This is a genomic window from Streptomyces sp. NBC_01241 (genome assembly GCF_041435435.1).
In the GTDB taxonomy this organism is placed as follows: Bacteria; Actinomycetota; Actinomycetes; order Streptomycetales; family Streptomycetaceae; genus Streptomyces.
Window position 1 is genome coordinate 4861641 of record NZ_CP108494.1, and the last position, 18353, is coordinate 4879993.

15 protein-coding genes and 2 pseudogenes are annotated in these 18353 nt (G+C 70.6%); 5 read left to right on the forward strand and 12 right to left on the reverse strand.

The window, feature by feature from the left end:
• The first annotated feature begins 59 nt into the window (after nt 1-59).
• Nucleotides 60-467: a DUF4259 domain-containing protein gene (locus OG306_RS21720; protein ID WP_327349485.1), complete on the forward strand. Its 408-nt coding sequence runs from the start codon at nt 60-62 to the stop codon at nt 465-467.
• On the opposite strand, the gene OG306_RS21725 is transcribed toward OG306_RS21720, so the two are convergent.
• The 8 genes from OG306_RS21725 to OG306_RS21760 form a co-directional block, all read right to left on the reverse strand.
• Nucleotides 468-1040 carry a Uma2 family endonuclease gene (locus OG306_RS21725; RefSeq protein WP_327349484.1) on the reverse strand — a complete coding sequence of 191 codons (573 nt, stop codon included), beginning with the start codon at nt 1038-1040 and terminating at the stop codon, nt 468-470. It abuts the gene before it with no gap.
• 156 nt (nt 1041-1196) lie between these two features.
• Complete coding sequence (serC, locus tag OG306_RS21730; RefSeq protein WP_327258924.1) at nt 1197-2315, reverse strand: phosphoserine transaminase; 1119 nt, start codon at nt 2313-2315, stop codon at nt 1197-1199.
• Nucleotides 2316-2423: 108 nt separating this feature from the next.
• Nucleotides 2424-3632, reverse strand: a complete 1209-nt coding sequence (locus OG306_RS21735) for a cytochrome P450 family protein (protein WP_266905858.1) — start codon at nt 3630-3632, stop codon at nt 2424-2426.
• Nucleotides 3629-4921 (reverse strand): cytochrome P450, encoded by a 1293-nt coding sequence (locus tag OG306_RS21740; protein ID WP_266747751.1) that lies wholly within the window; start codon nt 4919-4921, stop codon nt 3629-3631. The genes OG306_RS21735 and OG306_RS21740 overlap by 4 nt, the downstream gene beginning before the upstream one ends.
• A complete protein-coding gene (locus OG306_RS21745; protein ID WP_266905856.1) occupies nt 4918-5613 on the reverse strand; it encodes a GTP-binding protein in 696 nt (231 codons plus the stop codon). Before OG306_RS21745 ends, OG306_RS21740 begins: the two co-directional genes overlap by 4 nt.
• Nucleotides 5594-5956: a DUF742 domain-containing protein gene (locus tag OG306_RS21750; protein WP_266747753.1), complete on the reverse strand. Its 363-nt coding sequence runs from the start codon at nt 5954-5956 to the stop codon at nt 5594-5596. The genes OG306_RS21745 and OG306_RS21750 overlap by 20 nt, the downstream gene beginning before the upstream one ends.
• Nucleotides 5953-6396, reverse strand: a complete 444-nt coding sequence (locus OG306_RS21755) for a roadblock/LC7 domain-containing protein (RefSeq protein WP_266747754.1) — start codon at nt 6394-6396, stop codon at nt 5953-5955. The genes OG306_RS21750 and OG306_RS21755 overlap by 4 nt, the downstream gene beginning before the upstream one ends.
• On the reverse strand, nt 6393-7853 hold the full coding sequence (locus OG306_RS21760; RefSeq protein WP_266905854.1) for a sensor histidine kinase: 1461 nt from the start codon (nt 7851-7853) through the stop codon (nt 6393-6395). The genes OG306_RS21755 and OG306_RS21760 overlap by 4 nt, the downstream gene beginning before the upstream one ends.
• Before the next feature lie 353 nt (nt 7854-8206).
• Here OG306_RS21760 and OG306_RS21765 point away from each other — a divergent pair, with 353 nt between their 5' ends.
• Complete coding sequence (locus OG306_RS21765; protein WP_371665573.1) at nt 8207-11050, forward strand: FAD-binding and (Fe-S)-binding domain-containing protein; 2844 nt, start codon at nt 8207-8209, stop codon at nt 11048-11050.
• Nucleotides 11051-11064: 14 nt separating this feature from the next.
• On the opposite strand, the gene OG306_RS21770 is transcribed toward OG306_RS21765, so the two are convergent.
• Entirely contained in the window at nt 11065-11976 is a 912-nt protein-coding gene (locus OG306_RS21770) for a LysR family transcriptional regulator (protein WP_266747757.1), read from the reverse strand.
• Between the two features lie 150 nt (nt 11977-12126).
• On the opposite strand from OG306_RS21770, the gene OG306_RS21775 reads away from it, so the two are divergent.
• Nucleotides 12127-13122: an EamA family transporter gene (locus tag OG306_RS21775; protein ID WP_266747758.1), complete on the forward strand. Its 996-nt coding sequence runs from the start codon at nt 12127-12129 to the stop codon at nt 13120-13122.
• A gap of 387 nt (nt 13123-13509) precedes the next feature.
• Here OG306_RS21775 and OG306_RS21780 read toward each other — a convergent pair whose 3' ends face one another.
• Together OG306_RS21780 and OG306_RS21785 are read right to left on the reverse strand one after the other, a co-directional pair.
• The gene (locus OG306_RS21780; protein WP_266747759.1) at nt 13510-13752 is read right to left on the reverse strand and encodes a hypothetical protein; all 243 of its coding nucleotides are present in this window, start codon (nt 13750-13752) and stop codon (nt 13510-13512) included.
• 467 nt (nt 13753-14219) lie between these two features.
• Nucleotides 14220-15029: a transcriptional regulator gene (locus tag OG306_RS21785; RefSeq protein WP_266747760.1), complete on the reverse strand. Its 810-nt coding sequence runs from the start codon at nt 15027-15029 to the stop codon at nt 14220-14222.
• Nucleotides 15030-15241: 212 nt separating this feature from the next.
• On the opposite strand from OG306_RS21785, the pseudogene OG306_RS21790 reads away from it, so the two are divergent.
• Both OG306_RS21790 and OG306_RS21795 read left to right on the forward strand, forming a co-directional pair.
• Nucleotides 15242-15488 (forward strand): annotated as a pseudogene (locus OG306_RS21790) (polymorphic toxin-type HINT domain-containing protein); the annotation flags it as partial.
• Nucleotides 15489-16439: 951 nt separating this feature from the next.
• Nucleotides 16440-16607: pseudogene (locus OG306_RS21795) on the forward strand (DNA mismatch repair protein MutT); the annotation flags it as partial.
• A 125-nt stretch (nt 16608-16732) separates the two neighbouring features.
• Here OG306_RS21795 and OG306_RS21800 read toward each other — a convergent pair.
• Complete coding sequence (locus OG306_RS21800; RefSeq protein ID WP_266905846.1) at nt 16733-17836, reverse strand: MarR family transcriptional regulator; 1104 nt, start codon at nt 17834-17836, stop codon at nt 16733-16735.
• Nucleotides 17837-18353: the final 517 nt, after the last annotated feature.

Consider the following 18353-nt stretch of genomic DNA (forward strand, 5'->3'; position numbering starts at 1 on the left):
GCGAGGATGACATCCGTCGGTGGAGAGCACCGGCGGACGCCACTTGCGGAGGGGACCTCATGGGCACCTGGGACACCGGTCATTTCGACAACGACACCGCTGCGGACTTCTCGGGAGACCTGGACGACGCTCCTGAGGCCGAGCGGGCAGCGGTGATCCGTATCCCCCTGAACCTCGCGATCGCGACGACGGACTACCTGGACAGCGACGAAGGGGCGGTCGCGGTCGCGGCGGCCGCGCTGGTCGCCTCCCAGTGCCCGGGCGGGGAAGCCATCACCACGCCGTACGGCCCCGACAGGCCGCTGCCCGCACTTCCGGCGGACCTGCGCCCCCTTGCGGTAAAGGCCCTTGACCGTGTGCTGGGCGAATCGTCGGAGCTGCGCGAGCTGTGGGACGACGCGGGGGACGAGGCGTGGGCCCCGGGCATAGCCCGGCTACGGGAGATCCTGGTGGCGGCGGCCGGCTGATCAGCTCCGGGGACGCCCCGCCCGGATCAGCTCGGCGACATCGAGGGTCACCGGGGCGCCGATCGAATCGGGCAGCGTGGCCGTCTGCCCGGGGGCGTACACCTGGTGGCTGTCGTAACCGCCGCCCATGGGCTCGGTCAGGACATGCACCCGGCCGTGCTTGCGGTCGACGATCACATAGACCGGGATCTTGGCCTCCGCGTAGGCGGCGACCTTGTTGCGCAGGTCGTTGTTGTAGTTGCTGGAGGTGACCTCCAGTACGAGGCGGAAGATGGCGGGGTCGTAGCAGTTGTTCTCGATCAGATGCTCGTCGCGGTCGGCGTCGACGATCGCCAGGTCGGGGATGGCGTAGTCCTCGGGGCCGCCCGGGAGCCACAGGCCGATGCCCTGAAGGACTCTGGTCTCCTTGCCGTGGAGGTCTGCGGCCAGGAACGGAATCATGCTCTTGGCCAGCGCGTTGGCGTGCCGGCCGTCCGGCAGTGGGGCCACAGTGATGATGCCTCCGATGATCTCGACGCGGTAACCCGGATGCTGCTCCATGAGGCTGTTGGCTGTTTGGAGCAACGATTCCATTGCGGGCCTCCTGACTCGGTGTTGTCGAGGTCATCGTCGTCGGACGACACCGCCGCCCACGCCCGAAAGCCGTTCCGCCACCCGGCCGAGTGAACGGCGAAGGGCCCCGCGCACCTGATGTGCGTGGGGCCCTCCGGACGCGTAACCGCGTACGCGTTACAGCTTCTCGATCACGTAGTCGATGCAGGCCGTCAGCGCCTGGATGTCCGACGGGTCGATCGCCGGGAACATCGCCACGCGCAGCTGATTGCGGCCCAGCTTGCGGTACGGCTCGGTGTCGACGATGCCGTTGGCGCGCAGCACCTTGGCGACGGCCGCGGCGTCGATCTCGTCCGCGAAGTCGATCGTGCCGATCACCTGGGAGCGCTTCGCCGGGTCGGTGACGAACGGGGTCGCGTACTTGGACTCCTCCGCCCAGCCGTACAGGTTCCGCGCCGAGGCGGCCGTGCGGCCGGTGGTGAAGTCCAGGCCGCCCTGGGTGTTCATCCAGGTCAGCTGCTCGTTCAGGAGGAACAGCGTGGCCAGGGCCGGGGTGTTGTACGTCTGGTTCTTGAGGGAGTTGTCGATCGCCGTCGGCAGGCTGAAGAACTCCGGGATGTGGCGGCCCGACGCGTGGACGCGCGCGGCGCGTTCCAGGGCGGCCGGGGAGAAGACGCCGATCCAGAGCCCGCCGTCGGAGGCGAAGGACTTCTGCGGGGCGAAGTAGTAGACGTCCGACTCGGTGATGTCGACCGGCAGGCCGCCCGCGCCGGAGGTGGCGTCCACCAGGACCAGGGAGCCCTCGTCGGCGCCCGCGACGCGCTTGATCGGCATGGCGACACCGGTCGACGTCTCGTTGTGCGTGAACGCGTAGACGTCGACGCCCGCCTCGGCCTGCGGGTCCGGGTGGGTACCCGGGTCGGAGGCGATGACGCTCGGGTCGGCGAGCCACGGGGCAAGCTTGGCGGCCTTCGCGAACTTCGACGAGAACTCGCCGAAGGTGAGGTGCTGGGACTTCGTCTCGATCAGACCGTGCGTCGCGATGTCCCAGAAGGCGGTGGAGCCGCCGTTGCCCAGGATCACCTCGTATCCCTCGGGGAGGGAGAAGAGGTCGCGCACGCCCTGACGCACCGCGCCGACCAGGTTCTTGACCGGGGCCTGGCGGTGGGACGTACCGAGAAGAGACGTACCGGTGGCGGCCAGCGCGTCGAGCGCCTCCGTCCGCACCTTGGAAGGACCGGCGCCGAAGCGTCCGTCGGCGGGCTTGATGTCAGCGGGAATCTGGATATCGGCCACGAACCGGAGCGTAGTACCTCAAGGACGGAGTCAAGGACCGTGTCCGTCGGATGAGACACCCGCTCCGGTTACGTGGCCGGCCTACGGGGAGGCCGTGGCGGACGCCGCTCAGCCCAGTTCCACCGGCAGGTCGTACAGGTCGTTCTGGGTGACGATCGGCTTGTTCCGCAGTTCGGCCGCCGGAACGGCGAGCTCCAGGTCCGGGAACCGCTCGTACAGCGCGGGCAGCGCCACGCCCGCCTCCAGCCGGGACAGCGCCGCACCCGGGCAGACGTGCGGGCCGTGGCCGAACGCGATGTGGCGGTTGGGGGAGCGGGTGATGTCGAAGTCACCGGCCGTCGGTCCGTGCTGCGCCTCGTCGCGGCCGAGCGCGCCGAAGGAGACGATCAGCGCCTCGCCCTTGGGCAGGACCTTCTCGCCCACCTCGATGTCCTGTGTGGCGAACCGGATCAGGACATGGGACGTGGGGGTGTTCCAGCGCAGCGTCTCCTCGATCACGTTCTCCCACGGCACCTCCCCGTTCAGCACCTGCTTGCGCTGCTCGGGGTGGGTCTGGAGCGCGGCGACCGCGTTGACGACGAGGCTGATCGTGGTCTCGTGACCGGCCGCGATGATCAGCTGGAGGGTGTTGACGATCTCCTCGTCGGTGAGGTGGTCGCCGTCCTCCGAGGCCGCGATCAGGGCGCTGGTGAGGTCGTCGCCCGGGTTCTCCCGCTTGGCGTCGACGATCTTCGTGAAGAGCGCGGTGAGGTCCGCCATCATCTGCGGGACCTCCTCGGGCGGAGTCTGCGTCGAGAAGAACTTCTCGAAGAGCTCCTTCAGCCGCGGGTGGTCCGCGCTGTCCACGCCCATCAGCTCGCTGATCACGTTCATCGGCAGCGGGTACGCGAACTCCGCCTTCAGGTCGACCTTCTCGCCCTCGGGCAGCGCGGCCAGCCGGTCCAGGCTCGCCGTGGTCAGCGCCTCGATGCCGGCCCGCAGCCGCTCCACCCGCTTCACGGTCAGCGCCTGCGCGACCAGGGTGCGCAGCCGGCGGTGGTCCGCGCCGTCGACGGTGAGCATGGAGCGGCCCGGGTTGGCGAGGCCGATCAGCGGCCAGTCCATCGGTATCTCGCCGCGCTGCCAGGCGCCCCAGACATTGATGTCCTTCACGAGCCGGCTGTCGGTGAGCAGCTGCCGCGCCTCCGCGTGGTGGGTGACCGCGTAGCAGTGCACCCCGCCCGGCAGTTCCACCTCGGCGAGCGGGCCCGCGGCCCGCAGCCGGGCGCTCTCGCCGTCGAGGTCGGTGACGAAGGGGTCGAGGGTGATCCGGGTCATCTCTGGTCTCCGAGGGCGGTCTTGAGGGTGCTTCCGTTGGTGGTTTTGAGTGCGGGTGTGGGCGTGAAGACCACCGGCAGCTCCGTCAGGCCGCGCAGCCACGGGGACGGGCGCCGGGTGAGCTGCTCGGCGGGGACGGCGAGGTCGATGTCCGGGAGCCGGTCCAGCAGCACTTCGATGCCGGTACGGGCGATGACCTCGGCGGTCTCCTGGGCCGGGAACGGGCAGCGGTGCTCGCCGTGGCCGAAGGAGAGGAACGCGTTGTTGCCGCCGGTCAGCGCGGAACCGTCGGTACGGACCTGCGGGTCCGCGTTGGCGGCGGCGATGCCCAGCAGCAGCAGGTCGCCCGCCTCGATGTGGCGCCCGCCGAGACGGGTGTCGCGCGACGCCCAGCGGCCCGCCACGTTCTGCGTCGGGGTGTCCTCCCAGAGCACCTCGTTCATGGCCTCGGCGACGCTGTGCCGGCCGCCCGAGAGGGAGGCGGCGAACCGGTCGTCGGTGAGCATCAGCCGCAGCGAGTTGCCGATCCAGTCGGCGGTCGGCTGGTGGCCCGCGGCCATCATGACCATCAGGTCCTGGGCGACCTCCTCGTCGGTGAAGCCGCCGGTGTCGGCGAGCATCCGCGTCGCGACGTCGTCGCCGGGCGTGGCGTGCTTGTCGACCAGCAACTGGACCATGGACGAGGCGAGGTGCTGCTGCCCGGCCAGCGCCCGCTCCCGGCCGTCGATCATGTCGTTGATCGAGCCGACGAGCTCCGCGCCGACGGTGTTGCTGAAGCCGTAGATCTTGGCCAGGACGAGGGCGGGGAGCAGCATCGCGTACTCGGCGATGATCTCCGTCCCGTCCGTGGAGCAGAACCGGTCGACGAGCGCGTCGGCGAACTCCTCCGCGTACCGCTTCAGGGCGAACGGGTCCACGGACTCCAGCGCGTTGCTGATCATTGCGGCGCGTTCGGTGTGCCGGGGGCCGACCGTGTAGAGGATCGACGGCTGCTTGCGGCCGATCATCGGCAGCAGCGGCCAGTCGTCCGGGATGCGGTCCCACTGGTTCCACAGGTCGGAGTCGCGGCTGAACAGCACCGGGTCACCGGTGACCTGGTGCAGTTCGCGGTAGCCGAGCACGAGCCAGGCGGGCACGTCGCCGTCGAGGACGACGGGTGCCACGGCCCCGTGATCGCGGCGCATCTCCCGGTACAGCCGGGTCGGTTCGGTCTGGAACCGGGGGCCGGAGAGCGGCGCGCGGCCCTGGGACACGGGGCAGCCGGCGGGTGGCGCCGGGGGCTGGGTCACGAGGTGGGCTCCGGGGTCTTCGCCGGTGTGATCTCCGGACTGGCGGCGGACGGACTGGCGGTGGACGGACCGGAATCGGACGGACCGGCGGTGGACGGGGTGGCGGCCTTGCGCTGCGAGAGGGCGTGCAGGTGCTCGACCAGCGTGATCAGTACGTACTTGCTGGACGAACGGTCCCGGGCGTCGCACTCCACCAGGGGCACGTCGTCCGAGAGGTCGAGCGCCTCGCGTATCTGCTGTTCGGTGTGGAGCGGGCCGCCGAAGTCGTTGCACGCCACGATGAACGGCGTGCCGTGGTGCTCCAGGCGGTCGATCGCGTACCAGGAGTCGGCGAGCCGGCGGGTGTCGACGAGGACGACGGCGCCGAGCGTGCCCGAGAACAGCCGGTCCCACAGGAACCAGAACCGTTCCTGGCCCGGGGCGCCGAAGAGGTACAGCACTGAGCGTTCGTCGAGCGAGATCCGGCCGAAGTCGAAGGCGACGGTCGTGGACGTCTTCGCGTGCACACCGTCGAGGTGATCGACGGCCTCGCCCGCGCGGGTCATGGTCTCTTCCGTGTTCAGCGGACGGATCTCGCTGACGGACCGGACCATGGTGGTCTTGCCGACCCCGAAGCCGCCGACGACAACGATCTTCAGTCCGTTGTCGGCCGTCGGCCGCAGGGCGGCACGGTCAGAGGTTGCGGAGTCCAACGAGCACCTGTTCCAGGATGTCGGGGTCGGGGAGCCGGTCCGCGACACGGGCGGTACGGGGGTGGCGGGCACTGATCCGGCCGGTGTCCAGCAGATCGGACAGCATGATCCGGACGATGCTGACGGGCAGGCCGAGGCCCGCCGCGATCTCCACGACCGCGGTGGGCAGTTGGCACATCCGCAGGATGGTGACGTGCTCCGACTGCATGCCGGGGGCCGGTTCGCACTCGGAGACCACCAGCGTCACCAGGTCGAACGCGTCCGAATCGGACCGGCTGCGGCCGCCCGTGAGGGTGTACAGCCGGTCCGGGGCGTCGTCCCGGCCGGGGCGGGGGCGAGTCATACGGATGCGGTCGCGTCGGCTGCGGCGGCGTCGGTGGCCGAGGGGGAGCGCGGCGGGGCGCTGAGGTGCTCGCCGAGCTGCTCGACGAGTTCGCTCATGTTGTGGCCGATGAGGCCGACGTCGGCCTCGTCGGACGCGACGACCGCGAGATGGGCGCCCGCGCCCGCCTCGACGATGAACAGCACACCGCCGTAGAACTCCGCCATCGCGGACCGTACGCCGCCGGTGCCGTCACCGAACTCGACGGACGCGCCGTGCGAGAGGCTCTGGATACCGGCGGAGATCGCGGCCAGCTGATCGGCCTGATCGACGGAGAGCTCGGGGGTGCGGCACAGCTTGAGGCCGTCCCTGGACAGGACGAGGGCGTGACGGGTGCCGGGGGTGCGCTCCAGGAGCCCCTCCAGCAGCCAGTTGAGCTTCTCGTCGGTGGTCGCGGTCATCGGGTGTTGCCTTCTTCCGGGTGCGGGGGATTGGGCCGGACAGCCTGGCGGAAGCTGCTGAAGCGGGCTGCCTGTTCCTTGGGGTCGGCGGTACGGGGCCGGGGGGTCGCGGCGCCGTCGGAGTGGGCGTGGGCGCGGGCCTCGGCGGCGGCGAGGGTGCGGCCGCGGGAACGCTTGGGGAGCCCGCTCTCGCCGAACCGGGGGAGGTTGCGGGTGGTCTCGGACGAGGGGGAGTCCGGGGAGTCCGGGACGTCGGCGGCGGGAGCCGTGGTGGCCGTTGTGTGCGCGGGCTCCGGCTCGGACGCCGGGCCGGACGACTGCCCGGCGACCGGGGCCGGGGGCGGCACCTGCGCCGGTACCGGCACCGCGGCCCGGGTGAGGAGCTCCTGCGGGAGCATCATCAGCGCGCCCGTGCCGCCGCGCGCGGACGGCCGGAACGACACGGTCAGACCGTGCTTGCGGGCCAGCCGGCCGACGACGGCGAGGCCGAGCCGGGTGCCGGAGAGCCCCGTCAGGTCCTGGTGGGTGGCCGACACCGCACGCTCGGCGCGGCGCAGCTGCACATCGCTCATGACCAGGCCGCTGTCCTCGACGGTCAGGACGATGCCGGCCGGCACCTCCTCGACGTACACATGGACCTCGGCCGTCGGCGGCGAGAAGTTGGCGGCGTTGTCGAGGAGTTCGGCGAGTGCGTGCATGACGCCCTCGGCGGCGTGGCCGGCGACCGCGACGTCGCTGGTCGAGTGGAGACGTACCCGCTGATAGCCGCTGATCCGCCCCATCGCGCCGCGCAGGATCGACTCCATCACGATCGGCTTCGCCCAGCGCCGCCCGGAGCGGGCACCGGTCAGCACGGCGATGGAGTCGGCGAGCCGGCCCGCCTGGGCGGTGCGGTGGTCGAGATGGAGCAGATCGCCGAGCACGTCCTCGGCGGAGTGCCGGTGCTCCATCTCGCGCAGGTCGGCGAGCATGCTGGTGGCCAGGGCCTGCATCCGGCCGGCGGCGTTGGCGCAGGAGGCGATCGCGGCGGACCGCTCGGTGTCGCTGCGGGCCGCGCGGGCGGTGAGCCGCTCGACCTCGCCGGTGAACCGTTCGGTGTCGGCGGCGGCCTGTGTGGTGATCCGGGCGGTCTCGGCCTCGGCGGCGGCCTTGATCCGGGCGGTCTCGGCGGTGAACCGCTGGCCCTCGGCCGCGGAGGCGGACACGAGCCGGCTGATTTCGCCGGTGAACCGTTGGGTCTCCGCCGCGAGACGGGCCCGCTGGCGGTTCGCGGTGGCGCGGGCGTGGACGGCGGTGGCCACGGCGGCGGACAACGCCACGGCGGCGGCGCCCGCACCCCAGGCCAGCGTGGTCCGCACCGAGTCGGGGGCGGCGACGACCGCCCACAGGCACAGGGAACCGGTGACGACCAGTGAGATCAGCAGGGCCAGCGCGGTCGGCCGGGATGAGGGGCGCAAGTGGAGTCCTTGGGGGCGGACGGTACGAACGGGGGGCTTACGAGGCTTGGATGTACGCGGTGCTTAAGGGGCTTACCGGGGGGTTACGGGGCAGGCGTGGCCTACGGGCCCGATGAGGACAGATCGGTACGGCGGGGGCGAACGCGACAACTGGAGCTGATGATTACCAGACAAGTCGTGGTCACTATATGAGAATTGACGCTTCTTTTGGGAAGTGCTTGTAGCGTTCTCTGTCACGTATGTGACTACGCATCCGACGTATTCCGACGTATTGACGTATTCGTATGGACGATTTCGGGGGACTCGCACGGGTGCGGGCCGCCGGGTGGCCGGATCGGCGGCATCCTGGGCCCATGGCCGCACAGAGAAGACCGACGGAGCGCGACGCACTCGCCCAGGCCCTGCGCTCCGCGGTCCGCGGAGAGGCCGATTTCGGCCGTACCGCACGGGCGCTGACGACGATGGACGCGTCCAACTACCGCCGTGTACCGCTCGGTGTCGTCACCCCGCGCGACGCCGACGACGTGGCCGCCGCGCTCGCCGTCTGCCGCGCGCACGCGGTGCCCGTGGTCCCGCGCGGCGGCGGCACCTCCATCGCCGGGCAGGCCACAGGCACCGGCATCGTCCTCGACCTCACGCGCCATATGCGCGGGATCGTCGAGCTGGACGCCGGCTCCCGTACCGCGGTCGTCCAGCCGGGCGTGATCCTGGACGACCTGCGCACCGCCGCCGCCCCGCACGGACTCACCTTCGGCCCCGACCCCGCCACCCACAGCCGCTGCACACTGGGCGGCATGATCGGCAACAACTCCTGCGGCGCGCACTCCGTCGCGTGGGGCACCACCGCCGACAACGTGCACGGCCTGGCCGTGGCCCGCTACGGCGGCGGCACACTGCGGCTGGGCCGGGAGTCCCCCCTGCCCCCAGCGCTGGCCGGCCTCCCCGAGCTCGTCGCCGCGCACCTCGCCCTCCTGCGTACCGGATTCCCCGAACTCCCGCGCCGCATCTCCGGATATGCCCTGGACGCGCTCCTTCCCGAGCGCGGAACCGACCTCACCCGCGCCTTCTGCGGCAGCGAGGGCACGCTCGGCGTGGTGACGGAGGCGACCGTACGGCTGGTCGAGGCACCGGCGGCCCGCGCGCTCGCCGTACTCGGTTACGCGGACGAGTCCGCGGCCGCCGAAGCCGCCCCCGGCCTGCTCCCGTACCACCCGCTGACCGTGGAGGGCATGGCCGCCGACCTCGTACGGGAACCGGCCGGGCTGCCGCGCGGCGCGGCCTGGCTCTTCGTCGAGACGGGCGGCGCCACCCCGGCCGAGGCGCGGGCGCACGCCGAGCGCATCCTCCGGGCGGCCGACGCGCTCGATGGCGTGGTCGTCACCGATCCGGCCGGGCAGCGGTCCCTGTGGCGCATCCGTGAGGACGCGGCGGGCACCGCCACCCGGATGCCGGACGGCACGGAGGCCTGGCCCGGCTGGGAGGACTGCGCCGTACCGCCCGCCCGCCTCGGCCCGTACCTCCGTGACTTCCGCGCCCTGCTCGCCGCCCACGGCCTGCGCGGCACCCCGTACGGGCACTTCGGCGACGGCTGCATCCACGTACGGATCGACTTCGACCTGCTGAACGCCGACGGAATCGCCCGCTTCCGCCGCTTCTCAGAGGAACTGGCGGACCTGGTCGTCGCGCACGGCGGGTCCCTGAGCGGCGAACACGGCGACGGCCAGGCCCGCGCCGAACTGCTCCCGCGCATGTACGGGGACGAACTGGTCGCCCTCTTCTCCCGGTTCAAGGACATCTGGGACCCGGACGGCGGCATGAACCCCGGCATCCTCGCCCGCCCCGCCCGGCTCGACGAGAACCTCCGCTTCGACGTGCTGCCGAAGCGCCCGGTGGACGTCACGTTCGGCTATCCGCACGACGGCGCGGACTTCTCCTCGGCGGTACGCAGGTGCGTGGGTGTCGCCAAGTGCCGTACGGCCGAGCAGGCGGGCGCGGGCGTGATGTGCCCGTCCTTCCGCGCGACCGGCGAGGAGGCCCACTCCACCCGCGGCCGGGCCCGGCTGCTGCACGAGATGCTCGCGGGCGAGGTGATCACGGACGGCTGGCGGTCGACGGAGGTGCGCGACGCGCTCGATCTCTGCCTGTCCTGCAAGGGCTGCCGCAGCGACTGCCCGGCGGGCGTCGACATGGCCACGTACAAGGCGGAGTTCCTGCACCACCACTACCGGGGACGGCTGCGCCCGGCGGCCCACTACGCGATGGGTCGGCTGCCGGACCGGCTGCGCCTCGCCGCTCCGTTCGCGGGCGTGCTGAACGCGCTGGCCCGGGTGCGCCCGCTGGCCGCCCTCGCGAAGCGGCTGGCGGGCGTCGCACCGGAGCGCGGGATTCCGGTCCTGGCGCGGGAGACGTTCACCCGGTGGCTGAACCGGCGCTGGGGCAAGGGCACGTTCATCTTCTCGAACGACGAGGTGGCCATGGTCTGGCCCGACACCTTCACCGACCACCTCTCGCCCGAGGTGGGCCGGGCGGCGGTGCGGGTCCTGGAGGCGGCGGGCCGCCACGCGATCCCCGCCGGGCGCGGGCTGTGCTGCGGCCTGACCTACGTATCGACGGGCCAACTCGACAAGGCCCGCAAGGTCATGCGCCGCACCCTGGACCGGCTGGGCGGCACGCTCGGCGACCCCGTGGTCGTCCTCGAACCGAGCTGCGCGGCGACCCTCCGCACGGACCTGCCCGAACTCCTCCACGACGACCCGAGAGCCGCCGAACTGTCCGCTTCGGTGCGGACGTTCGCCCAGTATCTGGAGGAGTACGCCCCCGGCTGGCAGCCACCCCGCCTGGACCGCCCGGTCACCGGCCAGACCCACTGCCACCAGCACGCCGTCCTGGGCGACGCGGCGGACCGCCGCCTGCGCGAACGGGCCGGACTGACCGGTGAGCTGAGCGGCGGCTGCTGCGGACTGGCCGGAAACTTCGGCTTCGAGCGCGGCCACTGGGAGGTATCGGCGGCCTGCGCGGAGGAGACCCTGCTGCCGGCGGTGCGGGCCGCGGAACCCGGCACGGAGTTCCTGGCGGACGGCTACTCCTGCCGGACGCAGCTGGAGCAGCTGGGCGGCGTGCGGGCCCGACACCTGGCGGAGGTGCTGGCGGAGGGGCTCGACGCTCCGGGACCGCCCGCCGGACCTGCCGACGCTTGAGGGGCCGGCCCCGGTCACGGGGCGGCCGAACGCACGATCTCGCGGGCGAGCGCGGCGAGCTGCGGCAGCGCGGGATGGCCCGGGGCGTCGCGCCGGGCGAGCAGGACGGGGACGGTCGGGGCGTCGACGAGCGGGCGGTAGGCGACCCCGGAGTGCGGATGCATCCCGGCGGTCGACGCGGCGGATACTCCGACGCCGCGCCCCGCCGCGATGGCGGTCAGCCAGTCGTCGGTGTTGGCGACGGTGAGCGTCGCGGCGGGCCTCGCGTCCGGCGGCCACAGGTCCATGGTGGTGGTGCCGGAGACGGTGTTGAGGACGACGGTGCCGCCCGCCAGATCGGCGAGCCGGAGTGTGGCGCGGGCGGCGAGCGGCCCGTCCGCCGCCACCGCCGCGACCCGGTCCTCGTCGAACAGCACCTCGGTGACGAGCCCCGGTGCCTCGACGGGCCCCCGCAGCAGCGCGGCATCGACCTCGCCGCGGGTCAGCCCGGCGGTGCGGTCGTCGATCCGGAGCAGTTCGAGCGGGATCTGCGGATACCGCTCCTGCCAGCGGCGGAGCAGCGGCGTGGTGTACGGGCCGAACGCGGACCAGGCGTGCCCGATCCGCAGCGGCCAGTGGTGCGGCCCGCCCGCGTCGAGCGCTTCGTCGAACGCGGCGACCGCGGCGGCGGCCTTGTCCCGGAAGGCGATGCCTTCGGGCGTGAGGACGAGATGGTGGGTGGACCGGTCGACGAGCCGGATGCCGAGGTGCTGCTCCAGGGCGGCGAGCGTGCGGGAGACCGCGGGCTGGGTGAGGCGGAGCCGGGCGGCGGCGCGGGTGACGTTGCCCGCGTCGGCGACGGCGAGGAAGGCGCGCAGATGGCGGATCTCGATGCCGCGGCTCGACGGGCTTCCGGTACGGCTGTCACCACTGCGTCCCAGGCTCATGCGTGGGGAGCATAACGGGAGCGCAGCAGGCATTTTACGTGCCGCGCGGAGATACCTACCTTGAGAGAAGGCGCCACAGGGCGAGAGTGCAGTATCTTCAATCGAGCAGTGCATTGAAGTGAACTTTTAGGTTTGGGAGGAACGCCGCAGGTGAACGACCAGCGCAGTGCAGCAGGGGCGGCGGACGCGGAGCGGGCCGCGGCCGTCGCCGTACCGGAGGCGGCGGACGCCCTGGACGCGGCGGCGGAAGCCGGCCGCCCCCGGCGCCGCGGGGCGGCGCTCGCCCCGGTCGCGCTGGTGGTCGCGGGCGGCCTCTCCGTCCAGTTCGGCGCGGCGGTCGCGGTCCTGCTGATGCCGCGGGCCGGGGCGCTCGGGGTGGTCACCCTGCGCCTGGCCGTCGCCGCGCTCGCCCTGATGATCGTCTGCCGCCCGAAGGTGCGCGGCCACTCGCGCGCCGACTGGGGCACGGTCCTCGCGTTCGGCGTGGCTATGGGCGGCATGAACACACTCTTCTACCAGGCCGCCGACCGCATTCCGCTGGGCGCGGCCGTCACCCTGGAGGTACTGGGCCCCCTCGCCCTCTCGGTGATCGCCTCCCGCCGCCTGATCAATGTGGTGTGGGCGGGCCTCGCGCTGGGCGGCGTCGTGCTGCTGAGCGGGGGTGGCTTCGACCGGCTCGATCCGGTCGGCGCCGCGTACGCACTGGGTGCGGGCGTCATGTGGGCGGCGTACATCGTCTTCAGTGCCCGCACCGGACGCCGCTTCCCCCAGGCGGACGGCCTGGCCCTGGCCATGGTGGTCGCCGCACTCCTGTCCCTGCCCCTCGGCATCCTGGAGTCGGGCTCGAAACTGCTGGTCCCGTCCACGCTGGGCCTGGGCGCGGCGGTGGCGCTGCTGAGCTCCGTCCTTCCGTACACCCTTGAACTCATGGCGCTGCGCCGCCTGCCCGCGCCCACCTTCGCCATCCTGATGAGCCTGGAACCGGCGATCGCGGCCACGGCCGGCTTCCTCATCCTCGACCAGGCCCTCTCCACGACGGACGCCCTGGCCATCGCCCTGGTCATCGGGGCGAGCATGGGGGCGGTACGCAGTCAGGTGCGCGGCACAGCGACAGCACGTGGCGGGAAGGCCCCTGAACGTGCCTGACGGGGCCGGTACGCCCTGCGGCGAAGGAGGCGTCAGCCGAAGGCCTTGACATCGCTCCAGTCCGTGGAGACGACGGTCTTCCCCGGAGGGTTCGCGCTTGTCGCGTACTGGCGGCGAGGATGTCGCCGACCATGGTCGCCCCTGGCCGCTGGCAGTTGCCGGGAGGCTCCGTAGAGCCGCCCCAAGACGGCGAAGCTCTGGACGAGGCCGCGCGTGCAGCACTGGCAGGTGGTGCGGAGGCGGTCAAGGAAGGTGCGGACGTCCTGGGAGTGTGTTCGTAGCGCAGAAGCGCCCCGGAGGTGCCATCCCGGGGGCGCTTCGGCTTATGGCCGTTGTGTCGGCGCGTGACGCCGGTCCAACCGTGGCGGACGCGTGTGGACGCGAGGCTCACATCATGTCGTCTCCACCGTCCAATGCATCGAGGGCATCGTCCGCAGGCAAGAGCAGGCGTGCACCCCGGCTCACCGCGATGCGGTGCACATTCACCAGCGTTTCGGTCAACTGGACGGTCAACAGGTGCAGTTCGCCGGGCGTCCATGCGCGTTCGGCAAGCACCCGCTGCGCATCGTCGATGAGGTCACCGGCCAGGCCGAGTTGAGTCGCCTCCATGCTGTCGACGAGACGCGACATGAACCCACTGCCGTCACTGGAGAGATAGCACGGCTTCCCCTCCGGTCCCGCCCACGGCAAGAGTCGCACCCGATCAGTGAGCCCCATCAGGCCGTCACCTCTCCCCTGTGGATCAGCCGTGGTCCGACATCGACACCGTGCACGGCGAGCCACAGTGCGCGTCGCCGAGCATGCCGGCGGCGGGCTTTCTGCCGATCCTGCGTGACCAGCACGCCCGGATTGCCGGTTCTGACTGCGGCGGAACGGCGGTCGGCCCTGCGATGTCGGCCCTCTGAGGAGCACAGAATCCGCAACAGCGGTTCGAAGGCGTGGGCGATACAGTGCGGCATGTCGACGCTCCTTGCCAGCGTTGGCTACGCCCCCGGACCGTGCACCCGGTCGCGGGGCGCCTGACTGAGCGCCAGCTTGTCGCCCGGCGATGCACGGAAGTTGCATCGAAGAGTGCAACTTCCCCTGCCCGTACTTCGCTATATGCCGACCCACTCCGCGTACTGCGTCAGTGAGCCGCTCCGTGTCCGTCCGTGCCGTTTCAGTGCCAGCACGGTCTCCCGCACGGTCGGGTGGTAGCGGGTCTGCTGCGGGGCGATGCGCCGGGCCTGGTGCAGGCAGTCGAGTGCCTGCTGCGGGTGGCCCGCCCAGGCGTGGGCCCGGCCGAGGTCCATCCAGTGATGCCCGGCCCGGGAACGGGTCCAGCCTCGTGGGATGCGTACATCCTCGGCGAGTTCGATCGCGCGCCCGAAGTCGTTACTCTCCGAGGCAATGGCCACGGCATGCACGCCGACGTTCACCGGCCCCCAGGTGACGCCGAAGTCGGGCAACTCGCCCGTGACCCGGGCAAGTGCACGGGCCTCGGCCAGGCGGGCGTCGGCGTGGTCCTGGTCCTTCATCCGTCCCGCGATCGTCGCGGCACGCAGGTGCAGCATGCCCCGCATGGCCTCAATGCCCGCCGGGCGGCGTGACTCCTGGCCATCGAGGTCCCTCAGGGCCCGGTCGATCACCTGCAGACCCACGTCGTACCGCCCCGACGACATCGTGGTCTGCGCTCGCAGGAAGGCATGCATGGCAGCCAGCCCGGGTTCGTCGGCGCGCGGAGCGGTCCACGCCAGCCGATCCAGCGCGATGGTCGCGAGATCGAGGAAGCCGAGCTTCCACGCCACGGTGAACACGCACCGGAACGTCTCCGCCAGGCACTCGTAGGCCAGCCGCTGTTCCTCCCCGGTACTGGCGTGCACTGCCTGCACCGACTCGTCGATCAGCGCCGGCAGGTCGTGCACCATGTTTGTGTACTGCGCCTGGCGGCGCTGTTCCAGAGCCCGTTGGACATTCGTACAGATCAACCCGGCCGGGCGCGGAGCCGTTTCCCAGTCCAGAGGTATGTCCCAGTTCTGAAGCCCTTCACGGATCGGCTGGATCAGGGCGTCTATCCGGGCGGGTGCCCGAGAAGCAGTCCGGCGGGCTCGTGCCGCGCGTCGGCATCCGGGCCGTCGTGAAGACCGCCGAGGTCACCGCGACCGACGATCACCCCTTCTGGGTTCCCGAGCTCGACGCCTGGATTGACGCCACCGACCTCCGCTCCGGCCAGTGGCTCCGGACCAACGCCGGCACGCACGTCCAGAACACCGCGGTCAAGCGCTGGACGGCAACCGAGGCCACTGTTCGCAACCTCACGGTCAGCAACCTCCGTACGTACTATGTGCCGGCGGGCGCCACTCCGGCTCTCGTTCACAACTGCAACACAGAAGGGCCGGTTGACCATGTTGCTCTTGGTATGCGAGGCCATGGTCTGAAGGGATTCGCTGAGACTGTTGAAGCTCGTCACCTCCCCGGAGCGACGGACGCAACTTGGCGTGACCAGGTTCTGGGTGCAATTGCTAGGACGGGTAGAGGCGAAGGACGCATATCCTTCATGCTCGACGGTCTTCCCGGTGCGAGTCAGGGCCCGGCAAAGGCCCTGAAAATCGCACAGAATACGGCCCCTGCACAGCGTCTCCATACTCAGTGGGAATTGATGCAGATCGATGGGGCCGGCCTCATGGGAAAGTGGACTTCTGTCGATGGAATCTACGTGCTGAAGGCTGGACTGGGGTGAAGTTCAAGTGACATATCGACTGGTAGAGGGTGATCTTCCTCTAAGCCTGCGGGGAATTTATAAGCCGTGGGCTATTGAGGTAGGTCATAGCAAGATCTTGCTACGCGGATCCTTGGGTGGTGAGGGCGGAGACGTCCCCAGGATTTTCGATGTCCTATTCCAGGATGTTTCTCGGATCTCGCTGGCCGATCAGTACTCGGGTCTCTGTGTGTCGGACGCAGGGCTAGATGTTTTGCGAGCCGAAGAGCAGAAGAATGGGCGTAGATGGCGTGGATCCAAACTCTTCCGCGTTTCCGCGGATCACCCGCTCGATTACATCGTTGCAGGATATATCTTCTGGGCCGAAGTCTGCATCTTCGCTACCGAACGAAGCCCTCTGATGCAGGAATCTCCGAAACCTGGCGCAATTAAGGGTGGCCAGGTTTTCCGAGTGCGGGCTGACCGGTAGCGATAGTGAAGTTGAAGCCCCGCCGGGAATTGTCTGGCGGGGCTTCGGCGTAGGTGGCGGCAGTACCTGACGGCAACGTCAGCGGACAGGCGCTGGCGTGGGTGGCGGCTCGTTGCCGTCAATAGTGCCCGTCTCGGTGTGTTTCCGGTCGTCTGCTTCACCGCCCGCATCGCCGGCGGCCGGCTGGAGATTTCCGACGAGTCCACTGAGCTCCGGTTCGTGCCGCCGGAAGAGATCGAGCAGTTGCCGATGCACCGCACCCAACGGCTCAGGATCCAGCACTTCCTGGAACAGAGTGAGAGGCCGTACCTGGGCTGAATCGGCTGACGGCAGTAGCTGACGGCAACAACCCCGCACAACCACGGACACGGGACCGTCCGCAAGGTCGAGCGGGGCGGATGAACCGCAGGCGTACGCCCTGCTGACCCTGCTGTGCGTCGGATTCAGGGGGTTTGCATCAGGTTGCGGAGGTTGCCGATCAGTGCGTGGATGTCGCGTTCGGCGGGCGGGTCGGCGGGGCTTGTTGGGGTGTGGTCCGGGGTGGGTGTGCGGCAGGGGCGACAGAGGCCGTCGGGGAGTGCTTCGGGGTGGCCGGGTGTGCCGCATTGGGTGCATTCCAGCATCAGGCGGCGGACAGGGGTGGTGGTCGCGGCGGGGGTGGTGGGGAGGTGGGGTGGGATTTTGTCGTTGAGGCGGCGGCGTGCGAAGCCGATGGGGGAGTCGACGTGGGTGGGGAGGCCGGTGGTGAGGGCGTGGGTGAGGTAGTCGGTGTCCACGCCTCGGGTGAACCACTGAGTGGCCAGGGGTTCCAGGGTGGTGCAGTCAGCGGCGGAGAGGGCCAGGCGTGGTTCGATGCGGCCGAGTTGGGCCAGGGCGAGGTACGCGGGTGAGGGGTGTCCGGGGGCCGGTTCGGGGGTGCGCTGCTGCGGTACGGCGGGTGTGAGGCCGGGCGGTACGGCGGGCATGTGGCCGGGCGGTACGGCGGGCGTGGGACTGGGTGTGGTGGGCTGTGTTGTGGGCTCGGCCGGTGGCGCGGGGGCGGGGGCCTGCGGTTCTGCCCCGGCTGGGGGAGCGGGTGCTTGTGTGGGGATCGGAGGCGGTGGCGGGGTAGCGGTTGTCACGGCTGCTTCCTGGGTGGCCCGGTTGTTCTCGGTGTCCAGGAAGATGGCCCACCATTCGTTGTCGCGGGCGGTGCGGGACCAGAAGGTGCGGGTGACCCAGCGGATCTGGCCGTGTTCCTCGACGCGGCACTGGGCGTATCGCAGGTGACCGGCGACTCCCAGTGCTCTGAGGGCGCTTCCGATGGCCATCTGCCCGTACAGGGGGATGTTCTTGGCCAGCGACTTGATGTCCATGGCCGCGCCGTCGGGCAGGTGGTCGACGTACCCGGCGACGTAGCGCTCGCGTTCGGGCAGCAGCATGAAGTCGTCGGCGCGTGGCGGGCGTTGGTCCGGTGCGGATCGCTTGCCGTATCCGCTGTTGGCCTTCGCGTACGGGCGTGAGGATGCGGGCGTACACAGGGCGGGGCTAAGGTTCTCGGTAGCCACGAGATCGGGTCTCCGTCGATCTTGGGGTGAGACCCCGGCCCGGTGCTTACTACACCGTGTCGGGGTTGTTTCGTTGGGGCACCGTAAGCAGCCGCGACAGCGCGCCGCAAGCTGGGCAGGATTAGTCATACTTGCTGGCCGTAACGGGTCCGAGAGGGTGGGGAGGTTTTCCCAAACCCCTTCTTTTACCTACCGGTTGAACAAGGGCACTCGAATCCCGAAGCCCGGATCCCGGCCCCCGGATCCCGGAGCTCAAGCGCCGGGCCCGGGCCCCTCCCCGTACCCACGAAAGAGTGAACCAGCCGGTCCCGGAGCTCGAACCCCGACCCTCGAACCCCGACTCTTGACACCCGGAGCTCGGGTTCCGAGGGTCGGGGCTGTCCAGACCCTGTCCCCGTCGTCGTCACCGACAACCACCGGCGCATCCTCATCCAACGCCGTCCCGACAACGACCTGTGGGCACTACGCGGCGGTGGCGTGGGCCTCAGGGAGTGCGACACACACCCCGAACAGGTTC